The 15,370-nt window shown below is 43.3% G+C and carries 11 protein-coding genes; 1 reads left to right on the top strand and 10 read right to left on the bottom strand.

Annotated features, from left to right (window positions below):
- Positions 1-36: 36 nt before the first annotated feature.
- The 3 genes from J1C91_RS02160 to J1C91_RS02150 all read right to left on the bottom strand — a co-directional run bounded on the left by J1C91_RS02160 (position 37) and on the right by J1C91_RS02150 (position 6,373).
- On the bottom strand, positions 37-2,022 hold the full coding sequence (locus J1C91_RS02160) for a peptide ABC transporter substrate-binding protein (RefSeq protein WP_002908884.1): 1,986 nt from the start codon (positions 2,020-2,022) through the stop codon (positions 37-39).
- 232 nt (positions 2,023-2,254) lie between these two features.
- A complete protein-coding gene (locus J1C91_RS02155; RefSeq protein ID WP_002908872.1) occupies positions 2,255-4,225 on the bottom strand; it encodes a peptide ABC transporter substrate-binding protein in 1,971 nt (656 codons plus the stop codon).
- Between the two features lie 192 nt (positions 4,226-4,417).
- Positions 4,418-6,373, bottom strand: a complete 1,956-nt coding sequence (locus tag J1C91_RS02150; RefSeq protein WP_032912388.1) for a peptide ABC transporter substrate-binding protein — start codon at positions 6,371-6,373, stop codon at positions 4,418-4,420.
- 292 nt (positions 6,374-6,665) lie between these two features.
- On the opposite strand from J1C91_RS02150, the gene pbp3 reads away from it, so the two are divergent.
- Positions 6,666-7,934 carry a D-alanyl-D-alanine carboxypeptidase PBP3 gene (gene pbp3, locus J1C91_RS02145; RefSeq protein ID WP_002908870.1) on the top strand — a complete coding sequence of 423 codons (1,269 nt, stop codon included), beginning with the start codon at positions 6,666-6,668 and terminating at the stop codon, positions 7,932-7,934.
- Positions 7,935-8,073: 139 nt separating this feature from the next.
- Here pbp3 and sufB read toward each other — a convergent pair whose 3' ends face one another.
- The 7 genes from sufB to mecA all read right to left on the bottom strand — a co-directional run bounded on the left by sufB (position 8,074) and on the right by mecA (position 15,275).
- Positions 8,074-9,486: a Fe-S cluster assembly protein SufB gene (sufB, locus tag J1C91_RS02140; protein WP_002893631.1), complete on the bottom strand. Its 1,413-nt coding sequence runs from the start codon at positions 9,484-9,486 to the stop codon at positions 8,074-8,076.
- A gap of 17 nt (positions 9,487-9,503) precedes the next feature.
- On the bottom strand, positions 9,504-9,941 hold the full coding sequence (sufU, locus tag J1C91_RS02135) for a Fe-S cluster assembly sulfur transfer protein SufU (protein ID WP_002908868.1): 438 nt from the start codon (positions 9,939-9,941) through the stop codon (positions 9,504-9,506).
- Positions 9,928-11,160 (bottom strand): cysteine desulfurase, encoded by a 1,233-nt coding sequence (locus J1C91_RS02130; RefSeq protein ID WP_002908866.1) that lies wholly within the window; start codon positions 11,158-11,160, stop codon positions 9,928-9,930. Before J1C91_RS02130 ends, sufU begins: the two co-directional genes overlap by 14 nt.
- A gap of 41 nt (positions 11,161-11,201) precedes the next feature.
- Positions 11,202-12,464 (bottom strand): Fe-S cluster assembly protein SufD, encoded by a 1,263-nt coding sequence (gene sufD / locus J1C91_RS02125; protein WP_125439260.1) that lies wholly within the window; start codon positions 12,462-12,464, stop codon positions 11,202-11,204.
- 41 nt (positions 12,465-12,505) lie between these two features.
- Positions 12,506-13,276 carry a Fe-S cluster assembly ATPase SufC gene (gene sufC / locus J1C91_RS02120; protein WP_002908857.1) on the bottom strand — a complete coding sequence of 257 codons (771 nt, stop codon included), beginning with the start codon at positions 13,274-13,276 and terminating at the stop codon, positions 12,506-12,508.
- Between the two features lie 89 nt (positions 13,277-13,365).
- The gene (locus tag J1C91_RS02115; RefSeq protein ID WP_002908854.1) at positions 13,366-14,532 is read right to left on the bottom strand and encodes a glycosyltransferase family 4 protein; all 1,167 of its coding nucleotides are present in this window, start codon (positions 14,530-14,532) and stop codon (positions 13,366-13,368) included.
- A complete protein-coding gene (gene mecA, locus J1C91_RS02110) occupies positions 14,523-15,275 on the bottom strand; it encodes an adaptor protein MecA (protein ID WP_125408228.1) in 753 nt (250 codons plus the stop codon). The genes J1C91_RS02115 and mecA overlap by 10 nt, the downstream gene beginning before the upstream one ends.
- Positions 15,276-15,370 lie beyond the last annotated feature (95 nt).

The raw sequence follows: 15,370 nt of genomic DNA, 5'->3' as shown, positions 1-15,370 counted from the left end.
CTTTCTCCTCTATTAGAGAAAGTTCTCTTAGCAAGCTTATTTCACGTGGTCTGCTAATTCTTCTTGAGCTTTTTTATTAGATTCCGCACGTTCTTTATTCCATTTTTCCTGAGCGCTATTATAATCTTTTGTCGTTACAGGCTCATCCTGCAATTTCATGTACTTATAACTTGCTGCTTCACGCGCCTTAGCACCAGACCAAGCAAACGGTGCTGAGAAAGGCACTACCTTAGTCAAGGTTGGACGGCCTGTTCTAGAAGTTACCGGAATCAACAAAGCACTATCAGTCAGCCAAGCCTGAGCAGCCGCATATTTTTCATAACGCTTGTTCAAATCTTGCTTTTCTGCACCCGCTTCGTCAACCAGCTTGGTATATTCATCCAAACCAACTTGTTTCGCTGCTGCATTATCTGTGCCATCAAATCCTAAGAAGGTCTTGGTGTTTTCACCACCAGGTTTGATAACATCAAGATAGGTAGATGGATCTTGATAGTCTGGAGACCAGCCGACATTATCTGAAATATCCCAGTCCTCTTCAGCAGCAGAAGGTGCAAATAAGGTAATGTTAGTCACTTCATCCTTAGACAACTGGTGAACATCAATCACAACATTATCTGTTCCCAAAGTCTTTTCGATAGACTGCTTGAGGGATTGAACACGCTGTACTTTAGAAGTAGCTGTTTGATCAACCGGAATGTCCAGATGGATTGGGAATTCTACTCCATCGGCTTTCAAAGCTTCTTTTGCTTTAGCAAATTCAGCCTTTGCTTTGTTCTCGTTATAGAGACCATCTTGGCCATCTGAGAAGTCCACATCTTTCCACTCGTCGCCATAAGTTACTACTTTTTCCTTAACTAAGTCACCGAAGGATTTGTCACCAGCTTGCACAAATGTAGGTGGGATGTAAAGGTTACGAAGAAGTTTGTCCGCTCCGTCCTTACCATTAATCTGAGATGCATAAGACTCACGATTGAAGGCAAAGGTCAAAGCCTGACGAAAGTCCTTGTTAAGTAAGGCTTTCTTAGTTGAATTCTTTTGAGCTTCTGATGTCTTAGCAGTATGGTTGTAAGACTGGCGATCAATGTTAGTACCTACTAAGAAAGTTGAGGCATCCTGAGGTGTATAGACGATATTATCTTTAAAGTCTTTTTCAACCTTTTCATAAGTCGCACTAGTTGGGAAGAGTCTGGCTGTTGTCAGAGCTCCTTGACTGAACTGATCAGCTAGTTTCCCTTGATCTTGTCCATCATAGAAAGAGAGTTTAACTGCATCTACGTGAACATTTTCTTTGTCCCAATAATTAGGATTCTTTTCAAACTGGATTTCAGATTTTGAAGTCAATGATTTAAGCAAGAAAGGTCCGTTGTAAAGCAAACTTGTTGGATCCGTTGCTTGAGCGAACTTATCGCCTTGGTTTTTCAAAAAGTCTTTGTTTACTGGGTAGAGAATTCCCATTGTAGTCTTAGAGTTCCAGAAGCTTTCTGGCTCATTAAGAGTATACTCAACGGTATGATCATCGACTGCTTTAATCCCTACTTCTGAGAAATCAATCTTCCCAGAAATATAGTCCTTAAGCCCTTTGACAGAATCCTGAACCAAGTAGATTGTTTCAGATTTATTGTCTGCCGCATACTTAAGACCTGTAACAAAGTCTTCTGCTGTCACATCTGCGTACTCTTCACCTTCGGAAGTATACCACTTAGCGTCTTTGCGAAGCTTATAAGTATAGGTTTTCCCATCTGGGGATACAGTCCATTCCTCTGCCATTGAAGGAACTAAGTTTCCATATTGGTCGTTTTCTAAAAGACCGTCAATGACATTGGCAGTCAAGTCTGTTGTAGCAGCTTTACTTGAAGTGAGATAGTTCAAGTTTTCAGGATCTGTCTCGTAGATATAATTAAAGGTGTTTGAAGAGTCTGAGCTGCCTGACTTTGTGTTTGGCTTAGAGCCTGAGCAAGCAGCAAGAAAGCCAGCTGCAAGAAGAGTGACTCCTGCTAGCGCAAGGACTTTGCTTTGTTTCATATGGGTTTCTCCATCTTTTAGATTTTTAGATTTAATTAAGATTATAGCATAGATAGTACTAAAAGTAAAATAAATTTTCAGAATATTAAGTTAGCTCACTAACACCCTAAGATGTTTATGCAATTGGTTTTCTCGGATGTTGATTATCTAGGACTAGACAAGCTCAACCTCGTCCATTTCGTCTTCAAAATCATCAAAAATCCCACTGTAGCTACAATGGGATTTTCTTGCTTTATTTGATATGTTCTGCGAGTTCTTTTTGAGCTTTTTTATTGGATTCTTCCTTTTCTTTTGCCCATTTTTCACGCGCTTTTTCATATTCTTTAGTCGTTATTGGTTTATCTTGGATTTCAACATATTTAAAGCTGTATTCACCCTTGTTTCCAGTCCAAGCAAATGGTCCTGAGAATGGAACAACCTTACGGACACTTGGTGTTGCACCAGATGACCATGCCGGCATCAACAGGGCACTGTCTGTCAGCCAAGCCTGAGCTGCAGCATATTTTTCGTAACGTTTGTTAATATCCTCGTTTTCTGAAGCAGCGTCTTCCAAGAGTTTATCATACTCTTCAAAGCCAGCCTCTTTAGCTGCTGCATTATCTGTTCCAGGGTCAAAACCAAAGTAGCTGTCAACATTCTCACCAGTCTTAGAGCCAGTGATTTCCAGATAAGAAGATGGATCGTTATAATCTGGACTCCAGCCAAGATTATTATTCAAATCCCAGTCTTCTTGGGATGCAGAGGTAGCAAAGTAGGTGATATTATTCAACTCATCATCTGTCATTTGCTGAATATCAATCACTACATTGTCAGAGCCAAGATTAGCTTCAATAGACTGCTTCAGTGACTGAACACTCTTAACGCCATTGGTATCTGCTGAGCTGACCGGAATATCCAGATGAATAGGGAATTCCACTCCTTCTGCCTGCAGCGCTTCCTTAGCTTTGGCAAATTCTGCCTTAGCTTTTTCTGGATTATAAAAGCCATCCTGAGCGTCGTCTAATTTGACTCCCTTCCACTCATCACCGTAACTAGCTAGATTTTCTTCTACAATGCTGCCGAACTCTTTCCCATTAGCTTGAACAAAGGTTGGCGGAACAAAGGTATTACGAAGCTGCTTGTCTGCTGCTTCTTCGCCATTGGTTTGTGCAGAATAGGCAGTCCGGTCAAAGGCAAAAAGCAGAGCCTGACGGAAATCTTTATTGAGCAGTGCTTTCTTAGTGGAAGACTTCTGTGCATCCGTTGTCTTAGAAGTATGCTCGTAAGACTGACGATCAATATTAGTTGTAACAAAGAAGGTTCCTGAACCTTGAGGAGTGTAGACGATATTATCGCCATACTGTTTCTTCACACTGGCAAAGTTGGAGCTATTTGGGAAAAGACGAGCAATGGTGTAGTTGCCATCAGAAAAGCCACGCACCAGAGATTCTGTATCTTGACCATCATAGTAAGAGAATTTGACTGTATCAATTTTTACCTTTTCCTTATCCCAATAGTTTGGGTTCTTCTCTAAGCTAATTTGAGATTTCGAAGTTATAGATTTCAAGATAAACGGACCGTTGTAGAGGACACTGGTCGGATCCGTTCCCTGAGCAAACTTGTCACCTTTTGATTTCAGAAATTCTTCGTTAATTGGGAAAAGAATTCCCATGGTTGTCTTAGAATTCCAGAAACTTTCTGGCTGATTCAAAGTGTATTGAACAGTAGAATCATCCACCGCCTTGACACCAACTTGGGAGAAGTCAGTTATTTTACCATTGACATAGTCGTCCAAGCCTTTAACAGATTTTTGAACGATATAGAGACCATCAGACTTGCTGTCAGCAGCATGCTTCAGACTGGTCACAAAGTCCTTAGCAGTCACATCTGCATACTCTTCACCATCAGAAGTATACCACTTCACTCCCTTACGAAGCTTATAAGTATAGGTCAGACCATCCTTTGAAACGGTCCAATCTTCCGCTAGAGAAGGCACTAAGTTACCATACTTATCGCTTTCTAGCAAACCATCCACTACATTAGCCATAATCTCATTGGTTGCCCGCTTATTGGACACAGTGTAATCCAGCGTATCTGGATCTGCCGTATAAACATAGCTATAGTTTTTCCCAGATGAATTGGAGCCACCAAACGAACAGGCAGCCAAAATTCCTGCAGAGAGAATGACAAGCCCAGCAGCTGCAGCTAACTTAGATGTTTTCATAAACTTCCTCCAGTTTTCATTAAGATTACTTTCATTATAGCACTTCTGCGACAGGATGTAAACGCTTCAATGCAATAGAGAGTCATATAAAAAAAGAGACTGGGACAAAATGTCTCAGTCTCGCTTTATCGTATTCACAAACTTTTGATTCCAAACTGTTTATAAAGAATCAAAAATTCGCGGTTCAGAACCTTATTTAATGTGTTTTTCTAAGTCTTCTTGGGCTTTTTTATTGGATGCTTCCTTTTCTTTTTCCCATTTCTTAAGAGCCGCTTCATAGTCTTTAGCTGTAACAATATCATTTTGGAGCTCCATGTTCTTAAAGACATAGGCATCTCCTTTAATTCCGACATAAGAGTAAGACTTGGTAAATGGCACAACCTTCTGAACGACTGGTGAACCACCACCAGAAACACTAGGAATAACAATGGAGCTATCCGTCAACCAAGCCTGAGCTGCTGCGTACTTGGTGTAACGAGCATCTGTATCTTGTTTTTCTTGATCAGCTTCATCCAGCAAAGCCTTGTATTCATTCAAGCCAACCTTATTTGCCACATCAGCATTTTTCCCTTTTTCTATACCAATATTATCTGCAGCATCACCTGTTTCAGGGTTAAAGATATTCAGATAAGTTGATGGATCTTGGTAGTCTGCTGACCAGCCAGACATGTTGAGATCGTAGTCTTTCTGAGCTGCTGTTTCTGCAAAGTAGGCAGAATTATCAAAGTCATCTGTTGACATTTGCTGAACATCAATAACGACATTTTCTTGGCCAAGCGCTGATTCGACAGACTGTTTGAAGGAGTTGGTCCGTTGTACCAAAACCTTGTCAGACTGATCGACAGGGACGTCAATATGGATTGGGAATTCTACACCTTCAGCTTGCAAGGTTTCTTTTGCCTTGGCAAATTCCGCCTTGGCTTTATCAGCATTGTAGATACTATCCTGAGCATCCGCCAGCTTAATGCCATTCCACTCATCTCCATAAGATGAAAGTTGGCTCTCTACTACATCAGAGAAGTCCTTACCGTCCACCTGCACAAAGCTAGGAGGAACAAGCAAGCTACGGATGAGTTTAGTCGCTCCATCTTTACCATTCATCTGAGCTCCAAAAGATGTCCGGTCAAAGGCAAAGTTAATCGCCTGACGGAAGTCTTTATTTTGAATAGCAGCTGTAGTTGATGCCTTTTGAGCATCTGATGTCTTAGACGAATGATTATAAGTCTTACGATTCAGATTGAAAGCAAAATAGAAACTAGTTGAATTCTGTGGTGTGTAAATAATATTGTCTTTGTACTGCTTTTCTACAGAAGCATAGTTAGAGCTCGTAGGGTAAAGCCGTGCTTGAGAATAAGCCCCGTCTGAGAAGTTGCGGATCAAGGATTCCTGATCCGAACCATCAAAATAAGTCAGTTTTATATTTTCAACCTTGACATTGTCCTTATCCCAATAGTTCTGGTTTTTAGCATATTCAATGACAGACTTAGAAGTGAATGCTTTCAGAACATAAGGTCCGTTATAAAGAATGGAAGAAGGTTTTACGGTACCAAAATCTTTGCCTTGTGACTTCAAGAAATCCTCATTGATGGGGAACAGAATCCCCATGGTCGTCTTAGAGTTCCAGTAGCTTTCTGGCTGGTTGAGCGTGTATTCGACCGTGTGGTCATCAACTGCTTTTACTCCAACTGTTGAGAAGTCTTTAGACTCTCCTTTGACATAGGCATCCAAGCCTTTGATAGAGCTTTGGACGATAGGAAGAGCTTCAGAATTTTCATCTGCCGCGTGCTTCAAACCTGCTACAAAGTCTTGTGCTTTAACCTCTGCATATTCTTCACCATCTGATGTGTACCACTTAGCATCTTTACGAAGCTTATAGGTATAGGTCAAACCATCCTTTGAAACAGTCCAGTCTTCCGCAATAGATGGAACCAAATTGCCGTATTTATCATTTTCTAAAAGGCCGTCCACCAAGTTTGTAATAACATCGGACGTAGTAGCTCGATTTGAATTGACATAGTCCAAAGTATCAGGATCACTCAAATAGACATAAGAATAGGTATTACTGGCGCTAGAGCTTCCACAAGCAGCTAAGATTAGTGTTGACACGACTGTCAGTCCAGTAATGGCCAACCATTTAGATTTTTTCATGAGCATTCTCCTTCTCAATTTATATTGTATTATTATACAATGTTTTTTTATAAAAACAAATGTTTTATGTAGAAAAATAATAATTTTCTATTTTTCAGCTTGTATATCTGTATTATTTCAAATATTTTTCTATTTTGTGAGTTTTTCCGAAAGATGCTTTTATAAAAAATCTCTTTAAGGGGATTACCCTACTTTTCTCTACATTTATTTTGTAACCTTTTATTATCCTTGATTTATAAAAGAAAAGAGAATTTTATGATACAATGGTTATATCTTGTTTTAGGGGAAAGAAATGAAACGATTATTCCTATGTTTACTAGTTTTGGTCGGAATGACCGCCAACAAGGTGGCAGCAGATGATTTCAACATTGCCGCTAAAAGTGCAATGGCTGTGGATGCTACTTCTGGAAAGATTCTCTACGAAAAAGATGCTAATACTCCAATCGAAGTCGGCTCCATCACCAATCTTTTGACCGTCTATCTGGTCTATGAAGCCATTGACAGAGGAGACTTGACTGCCGATACTTATGTTGATATTTCAGACTACGCTTACAGTCTGACATCTAATCCAAATATCAGCAATGTCCCTTTGGAAGCCAAACGTTACAAAGTCAAAGACTTGATTGCCGCTTCCTTGATGTCCAGCTCCAACAGTGCCACGATTGCCTTGGCTGAAAAGGTTGGAGGCAGCGAAGAAAATTTCGTCCAAATGATGAAGGCCAAGCTTAAAGAATGGGGAATCAAAGATGCTACTATTGTGAACTCCACAGGGCTGAATACTCTTCTTCTAGAATACGCAACTGAAGAAACAGAGTATAGCGCCTCAGCTAGCACATCTAAAAAAAGCAAGGACACTGAAAATAAATTCAGTGCCTACGACTTGGCTGTTATCAGCCGGCATCTGATTATGGACTTCCCTCAAGTGACAGACATCACTTCCAAGTCCACAGCTAAAATTGCAGGGACGAGTCTGGAAAATTATAACTTCATGTTGGAAAACCAGTCCAACTTCCGCTCAGGTGTAGACGGACTCAAAGCCGGCAGTTCGGATAAGGGAGGCTCTTCCTTTGTTGCGACGACTACTGAAAATGGTATCCGCATGATTACTGTTGTGCTGGACGTTGAGCAAACCGACGGCGACCCCTACGCACGCTTTGTAGCCACAGCATCTTTGATGAACTATGTTTCGCAAAACTTCACTCAGACGACCATTGTGGCTGAGGGGGAGACCTACAATAAAAGTAATTCAACCGTTATTGACGGCAAGCAAAAGACCGTTCCAGCCGTCGCCAGCAAGGATTTCACCATCATTGAGCGCATCGCCAATCAGGCTGAGCACAAGGTGGAATTTTCCACCAACGAAAAAGGCTTCCAAGCTCCGCTGAAAAAAAATACTGAGCTCGGAACCTTGACCTATACCGACCCTGAGCCAATCGGCCAAGGTTATCTGGAAAACAAAGCGCCTTCTGTCACGATGGTGGCAGGCCAAGAGGTAGAAAAAAGTATCTTCTTCAAGGTCTGGTGGAATGACTTTGTCCGCTATGTCAACGAGAAATTATAAAGAACAACCGCGAATCAAATGATTCGCGGTTGTTTTGTATGTTTTCTAAATGTTGGACTAGAGCTAGCAAACATCTTTGAATATTAACTCACAATGCGTGTCTTCAAGCAGTGATTCAAAATTTCGCTTAGACGAAGCTTTACCCAACTGATCCTTCCATTTCATAGCTGATAAGGCGGTTAAGCTCAACAGCATACTCCATAGGCAGTTCTTTAGTAAATGGCTCGACAAAGCCCATGACAATCATTTCGGTGGCTTCGGATTCGGACAAGCCACGGCTCATGAGATAGTAGAGCTGCTCTTCTGAAATCTTAGAAACCTTGGCCTCATGCTCCAGAGCCACCTGAGAATTATGAATTTCATTAAAAGGAATGGTATCTGACGCTGAAATATCATCCATGATAATCGTATCACACTCAATATGGCTGACGGATTTCTGTGAATTCTTTCCAAAGGTCACTTGACCGCGGTAATCCACCTTACCTCCACCCTTAGCAATAGACTTAGACACGATAGATGAGCTGGTATGAGGAGCATTGTGAATCATCTTAGCACCTGTATCTTGGTGCTGATTGGTATTAGCAAAGGCAATGGAAAGCATGGTTCCACGCGCTCCAGGTCCATCCAGATAGACAGACGGATATTTCATAGTCGTTTTCGCACCGAGGTTCCCATCAATCCACTCAACCGTCGCATCTTTCATAGCCCGCGCCCGCTTGGTCACGAGGTTGTAGACATTATCTGACCAGTTTTGAATAGTGGTGTAGCGCATATAGGCACCATCGAGGGCAAAAATTTCGACAATCGCAGCATGCAAGCTATTGCTAGAATATGTCGGAGCAGTACATCCCTCAACATAATGGACGCTAGCGCCCTCATCAACAATAATCAAAGTCCGCTCAAACTGACCCGAATTTTCATTGTTAATCCGAAAATAAGTCTGCAAGGGAACATCTACCTTGACACCTTTTGGCACATAGATGAAGGTACCACCTGACCAGACGGCGGAGTTGAGAGCTGCTAGTTTGTTATCTGTTGGAGGGACCAATTTAGCAAAATACTGCTTGAAGAGCTCTGGGTATTCCTTAAGAGCTGAGTCGGTATCCGTAAAGACAATTCCTAGCTTTTGGAACTCTTCCTTCATATTGTGGTAGACCACTTCGGACTCATACTGAGCAGCCGCTCCAGCGAGGTATGCTCGCTCTGCTTCTGGGATCCCAATCTTCTCAAAGGTTTCCTTGATCTTCTCAGGCACTTCATCCCAGCTTCTAGCAGGCTTATCAGAGGCCTTTTGATAATAAATCAAGTCATCAAAATTAATTTCTGACAAATCCGGCCCCCAAGTCTGCATCGGCATCTTCTTAAAAGCCTCGTAGGATTTGAGACGGAAATCCAGCATCCATTCTGGTTCATCCTTGGCTGCAGAAAGCTCACGAATGACCGCTTCATTCAGCCCTTTCCCTGTTGAGAGGACAGGTTCAACATCGTCATGGAAACCAAACTTATACTCTCCGAGATCAATCGGTTTTGGTTCTACTCTTTCTTCTGACATAATTTCCTTTCACATTCTTACTTTTTATCTTCTTCAATTGCTCGCTTGAGGGCATTCCAACCCAAGGTCGCACACTTAATCCGCTGCGGGAATTTGGCAACACCTGCTAAAAAGGCGCCATCGCCCAATTCTTTCTGGCGACTGTCTTCCTGACCCTGAACCATCTGCGAGAAAACTTCTGCTAATTCCAGCGCCTGCTCTTTTGTCTTGCCCAGAACCGCATCCGTCATCATGCTGGCCGAAGCCGTTGAGATGGTACAGCCGGAATTAACAAAGGCAATATCCTCAATCTGGTTTTCAGCATTAAACTTCACAGACAGGCTGATAACATCACCACAGGTCGGGTTATTAAGGACTACCTGCTCCACATTTTCCAGTTTCCCATGATGATGGGGGTGAGCCGAGTGGTCCGTCACAACCGCCTTGTAAAGACTGTCTAACTTAGAAAGTGCCATTGAAAAACTCCTTTGTCTTTTCTAAAGCATCTACCAGCTTGTAGCAATCCGCATAGGTATTGTAGATATAAAAGCTAGCCCGCACAGTCGCTGGCACCTGCAGATAGGTGAGCAAAGGCTGGGCACAATGGTGACCCGCCCGAACAGCCACTCCTTCGTAGTCCAGAGCCGTCGCGACATCATGCGGATGGAGACCATCTAGGTTAAAGGCAATCACGCCTGAACGCTGGGCCAAATCCTGAGAGCCATAAATGGTCAAGCCTTCCACTGCCTGTAGCTTAGGAAATACGTAGGCAATCAGGTCCTGCTCATGCTGGGCAATGGCATCCATGCCCAATTCTTCCAAATAATCAATGGCCGCCGCAAGACCGATTGCTCCTGCCATATTTGGAGTGCCGGCCTCAAACTTCCAAGGAAGCTCCTTCCAGGTCGCTTCCTGCTCATAGACGAAATCAATCATTTCGCCGCCGAATTCGACTGGCGACATCTGCTCTAGCAGCTCTTCCTTGCCATAGAGAACTCCGATACCAGTAGGTCCGGCCATCTTATGCCCCGAAAAGGCGAAGAAGTCCGCATCCAAATCCTGCACATCAATCTTCATGTGCGGAATGGATTGAGCCCCATCTACCACCAAAAGTGCTCCTTGCTGATGAACCAACTGGGCAATCTCCTTGATGGGATTGATGACACCGAGGACATTAGAAGCATGAGCCAGAGAGACAAACTTTGTCCGATCATTGAGCTTAGTACGGAAATCTTCCATATCCAGAGCACCATCTTTGAGATAGACATAGACTAACTTGGCTCCGGTCTTCCTACAAGCTTCCTGCCAAGGAATGACATTGGAATGGTGCTCCATGATAGAAATCATCACTTCGTCACCAGGCTGCAGCCTTTCAGCCGCAAACTGAGCCACCCAGTTGAGACTCGTCGTGGTTCCTCGTGTAAAGAGGATTTCTCTGCTAGAAGCTGCGTTGATAAAAGCACGAACTCTTTCTCGGGCTGCTTCATAGGCCGCTGTCGCCCGCTCGGCTAGCGTATGGACACCGCGGTGGACATTGGCATTGTCTCTAAGATAGTAGTTTTCAATAGCTGCCAGCACCTGCTTGGGTTTCTGGGTTGTCGCCGCATTGTCCAAATAAACCAAAGGCTCATCATTGACAATTTGGTCCAAAATGGGAAAATCTTGCTTGATTGCTTCTGCATTAAACATGGACATGAAGGCTCCTATCTAACTAATACGGGACAAGGCCCAGCTTTTTATCTTTTTGCGAGAATAATATCGATATTTTCAATCATTTCATCACGGACTTCCTTAACAGGGATTTCTACTATCACTGAGCCCAAGAAGCCGCGCACGACCAAGCGTTCAGCCGTCGCCTTATCAAGACCCCGACTCATGAGGTAGTACATATCCTCTGGATCCACCTGTCCGATAGAAGCCGCGTGACCAGCTGTCACATCGTTTTCATCAATCAAAAGGATTGGATTAGCATCTGAACGAGCCTGGTCAGACAGCATGAGAACCCGGCTTTCCTGCTGGGCATCTGCTCCCTTGGCACCTTTGATAATATGTCCGATACCATTGAAGGTCAGGGTTCCTTTTTCTAGGATAACCCCGTGCTGCAGGATATTTCCGATAGAGTTGCAGCCATAGTTAGTTACTCGGGTATCAATCCCCTGAACCTGCTTGCCACTGGAAAGAGCCACCACCTTCATATCCGCATGGCTACCCTTGCCATAGAGGTCGCTATCAAAGTCAGCCACAACATTGCCTTCGTTCATAACGCCGATGGCCCAGTCAATCATGGCATCATTATCCAGCTTGCCACGACGACTGATATAAGCTGTAACATTTTCGCCCAAGCGATCAATAGCTGAAAACTTAATCTGAGCTCCAGCCTGAGCAATAACTTCAACAGTGATATTGGCTGTTACTGGAACAGAGCCCTCACCATAAGTCTCCAAGCGTTCCAAGTAGTTAACCTTGGAATGCTTGCCCGCGATAATCAAAATATGCTTGTTAAAAGGAACATCGCTTTCACTGTCCTGATAAAAAATTCCTTCAATCGGCTGGTCAATCTCAACATTGTCCGGCACATAAAGAACCGCACCGCTGTTGAAATAGGCAGTGTGATAAGCCGCCAATTTGTCCTCGTCATACTTGACCGCGGACATAAAATGCTTCTCTACTAGCTCTGGAATCTCTTCCAAAGTAGAGTGGAAATCTGTGAAGATCACACCTTGCGCTGCCAGGTCAGCCGGCAATTGCTCCAGAACAGTCTGAGTTCCCAACTGAACAAGCTTGAGATTGTCATCTAAAGCTGTAAAGTCTGGAACACTTGTCAGCGGCTCGCTCTCTGAAATACGGCCGTCACCCAGATTCCAGCGATGAAATTTAACCCGCTCAATACGCGGCAATTCTAACTGGTCAATTTTATCAAAGGCCTGCTGGCGCAGTTGAAAGAGCCAGTCTGGCTCTGCATGTAGCTGTGAAAATTCTTGAATCAATTCTTTAGTCATGTCATTCTCCTATCTTTTATAAAAGTCAAAAGAATGTTTGACTAGACTTCTTCGGTATAGGTGAAGCCCAACTCTTCAGCCAATTTAGCATATCCTTCTTTCTCCAAGCGGACTGCCAATTCAGGACCGCCAGAAAGAACGACTTTACCATCCATCATGACATGAACCACATCAGGAGTGATATAGTTGAGCAGGCGTTGGTAGTGGGTGATAATCATAGCACCAAAGCCTTCACCGCGCATAGCATTAACCCCTTTGGACACAACCTTAAGAGCATCGATATCCAGACCTGAGTCAATCTCATCCAAGAGGGCAAAAGTCGGCTCAAGCATGAGCAACTGCAGGATTTCATTGCGCTTCTTTTCACCACCGGAGAAACCTTCATTAAGGTAACGCTCAGCCATTTCTTCTTTCATGTTGAGCAGTTCCATCTTTTCATCCAGCTTCATGATAAAGTCGCGGACAGAGATTTTTTCCTCGTCTTCTTTGCCAGCATTCATAGCTGCACGGAGAAACTCTGCGTTAGTAATACCAGGAATTTCACTAGGGTACTGCATAGCTAGGAAGAGTCCCATGCGAGCACGCTCATCCACTTCCAGCTCCAAAATATTGACCCCATCAAAAAGCACTTCTCCTTGAGTTACTTCGTAGTTAGGATTGCCCATGATAGCTGCAGACAAGGTGGACTTCCCTGTTCCATTCGGGCCCATAATAGCTGCAACCTCTCCCGTTTTCAGAGTGAGATTCACCCCTTTGAGAATTTTTTTCCCTTCAATTTCAACATGAAGATCTTTGATTTCTAAGACAGACATTTCTTTTTCCTTTCTTTGCTTAGCTGATTTACATACTTTAGTATACCAAAAAAAAGCCCAAAAGGCTTTTATTTTGTTTAGAGCTATTCTTATTTATTCCGCTTTTGACGCCATTTCCGCCGAACTTCCTCTCGGTAGGAGGAGTTGCCAATAAAGCGGAGAATATTGAGCAAAGGAGTACGATTAGGCCCCAAAACTCCGACCAACTCAGCAAAGAGCTCAACTCCCAGAAGTAAGCCTATCATCAAGAGCACGCCACCAATTCGACTGGAAACATTCAACAAGAGAGAAATCATGGCAAAGACCAGCGAAATTCCGTAGATAACCAGCACTGTTCCTCGGTGAGTCAATCCCAAGGACAAGAGTCTATGATGAAGATGGTGCTTGTCAGGCGTGTAGAATTTCTGACCAGACAGAGTACGGCGGATAATCGCCAGAAAAGTATCCGTAATCGGCACTCCTAAGATAATCATAGGAGTCACGACCGCAACAGCCGTCGCATTTTTCAATCCTTGTAAGGACAGAACAGCAATCATAAAGCCGATGAAGAGGGCTCCTGTATCACCAAGATAAATGATAGCAGGGTGGTAATTGTAAGGGAAAAAACCAGCAATTGACAAGACCAAGACGAAAATTGTCAGGGTCAAAAAGAGATTGTGCTGGGGCAAAAAGAAGTAAGAAACAATCCCCATCGTCACCAAGGAGATGATGGACACCCCACTCACCAGACCATCCAGACCATCAATCAAATTAACCGCATTGGTGATAGAAATAATCCACACCACTGTCAAAATATAGGACAGCCAAGGCTCAAAATGCAGGAAAGGTCCGCCAAAAGGAAGCTTAAAATCATCCAATCGGAAATCAGTCAGCCACCAGATTAGACTAGCTGCCAGAACAATTCCGCCCATTTTCAGCATAGGCGACAGCTCTTTGATATCATCGACCAGCCCTGTAAAGGCAATAATCAAACCACCTAGTACGACCGGCCAAACATAATCAAAATAGGTCTGTCCAAAAAAATCTACAGCAACAATTTGCGGCATCAAGAGCAGAGTAGAGATAGAAAAGGCCGCTACAATCGCCAACCCGCCACTGCTAGGCATGGGCTTTTTATTGATGCGGCGAGCATTGGGATAATCTACCGCACCAATCTTAAAGGCTAAGAGCCGAACTAAGGGCGTCAGAATCACCCCGATAAAAAAAGTTCCCAGCAAAACCAAGATAAACTTTAAAGGAAAAGTAATCATAGGCATTCAACCTTCTGCAAGCCGGAGACGGCATCTGTCACCAAAAGAAGATGTCCGTGCTCCTGCAGCACTGCCCGAGTGATATCTGAATCATCTGCGAATTCACGCATCTTAGCCAAAAGCCAAGCTGGATAGCGCTCTGGGAAGCCCTCAACATCTACTAAAATCGTCAAATAATAAGTTGAATCATACTTATAAAGTTCTGATAAGTCAATCTTATAGTCCACCGTCTGGGCAAAAACCGCCGCAGCCTTAATATCTTCAAAGCGCAGGATATAGTAAATATAGCGTTCTGCATTTTCTGCCGACTGCTCATCAGCATCCTCCTGAGAAAGCTGCTCCCTTTCCTCTGCTTCGGCTGTTTCCAAAGATTGGACTGCTTCTATGTCTTCCTTACTCTTTTCAAAAATGCTCTTTTCCAGTGTCTTGAGGAATTCATCTGGAGACATATGAGACAGCTCGTCCATGTCTGGCAGATCTGCCAAATCCTCAAAACTCAGATTCTTATCCAACTTAGATTTGGTAACAAAAACATCTACCTTGTCTGGCTTAGGCGTCACACGGAAACTCAGCATACCGCTGTCCAAAAAATTATCCGGCATCTCCAACTCATCTAAGATGGTATAGAAAAACTCTTCCGTCTTTTCTTGGGGAACCAAGAAATCGGCCATTTCCATGCCACGCTCTTCCAAATCTTCCAGCTGAATCGTGATTTTTATGGTCGAATCACTAATCTGTTTCATTTCCATATCTCTACCTCATACACTTCTAGTCCTACTATTATACTAAAAAATCCCCCGTATTTCAAAAAATAGCTAGTATTGGTCTGAAAATGGAAGTTGCA

The organism is Streptococcus sanguinis, assembly GCF_050222175.1.
Classification (GTDB): Bacteria; Bacillota; Bacilli; order Lactobacillales; family Streptococcaceae; genus Streptococcus; species Streptococcus sanguinis_M.
Note: the sequence above shows the minus strand (reverse complement) of the source record. Positions and strands in the feature narration are given on the sequence as shown.

Coding starts and splice junctions, on each gene's coding strand:
- J1C91_RS02160 (WP_002908884.1), bottom strand. CDS start 2,022: ATGAAACAAAGCAAAGTCCTTGCGCTAGCAGGAGTCACTCTTCTTGCA.
- J1C91_RS02155 (WP_002908872.1), bottom strand. CDS start 4,225: ATGAAAACATCTAAGTTAGCTGCAGCTGCTGGGCTTGTCATTCTCTCT.
- J1C91_RS02150 (WP_032912388.1), bottom strand. CDS start 6,373: ATGAAAAAATCTAAATGGTTGGCCATTACTGGACTGACAGTCGTGTCA.
- pbp3 (WP_002908870.1), top strand. CDS start 6,666: ATGAAACGATTATTCCTATGTTTACTAGTTTTGGTCGGAATGACCGCC.
- sufB (WP_002893631.1), bottom strand. CDS start 9,486: ATGTCAGAAGAAAGAGTAGAACCAAAACCGATTGATCTCGGAGAGTAT.
- sufU (WP_002908868.1), bottom strand. CDS start 9,941: ATGGCACTTTCTAAGTTAGACAGTCTTTACAAGGCGGTTGTGACGGAC.
- J1C91_RS02130 (WP_002908866.1), bottom strand. CDS start 11,160: ATGTCCATGTTTAATGCAGAAGCAATCAAGCAAGATTTTCCCATTTTG.
- sufD (WP_125439260.1), bottom strand. CDS start 12,464: ATGACTAAAGAATTGATTCAAGAATTTTCACAGCTACATGCAGAGCCA.
- sufC (WP_002908857.1), bottom strand. CDS start 13,276: ATGTCTGTCTTAGAAATCAAAGATCTTCATGTTGAAATTGAAGGGAAA.
- J1C91_RS02115 (WP_002908854.1), bottom strand. CDS start 14,532: ATGCCTATGATTACTTTTCCTTTAAAGTTTATCTTGGTTTTGCTGGGA.
- mecA (WP_125408228.1), bottom strand. CDS start 15,275: ATGGAAATGAAACAGATTAGTGATTCGACCATAAAAATCACGATTCAG.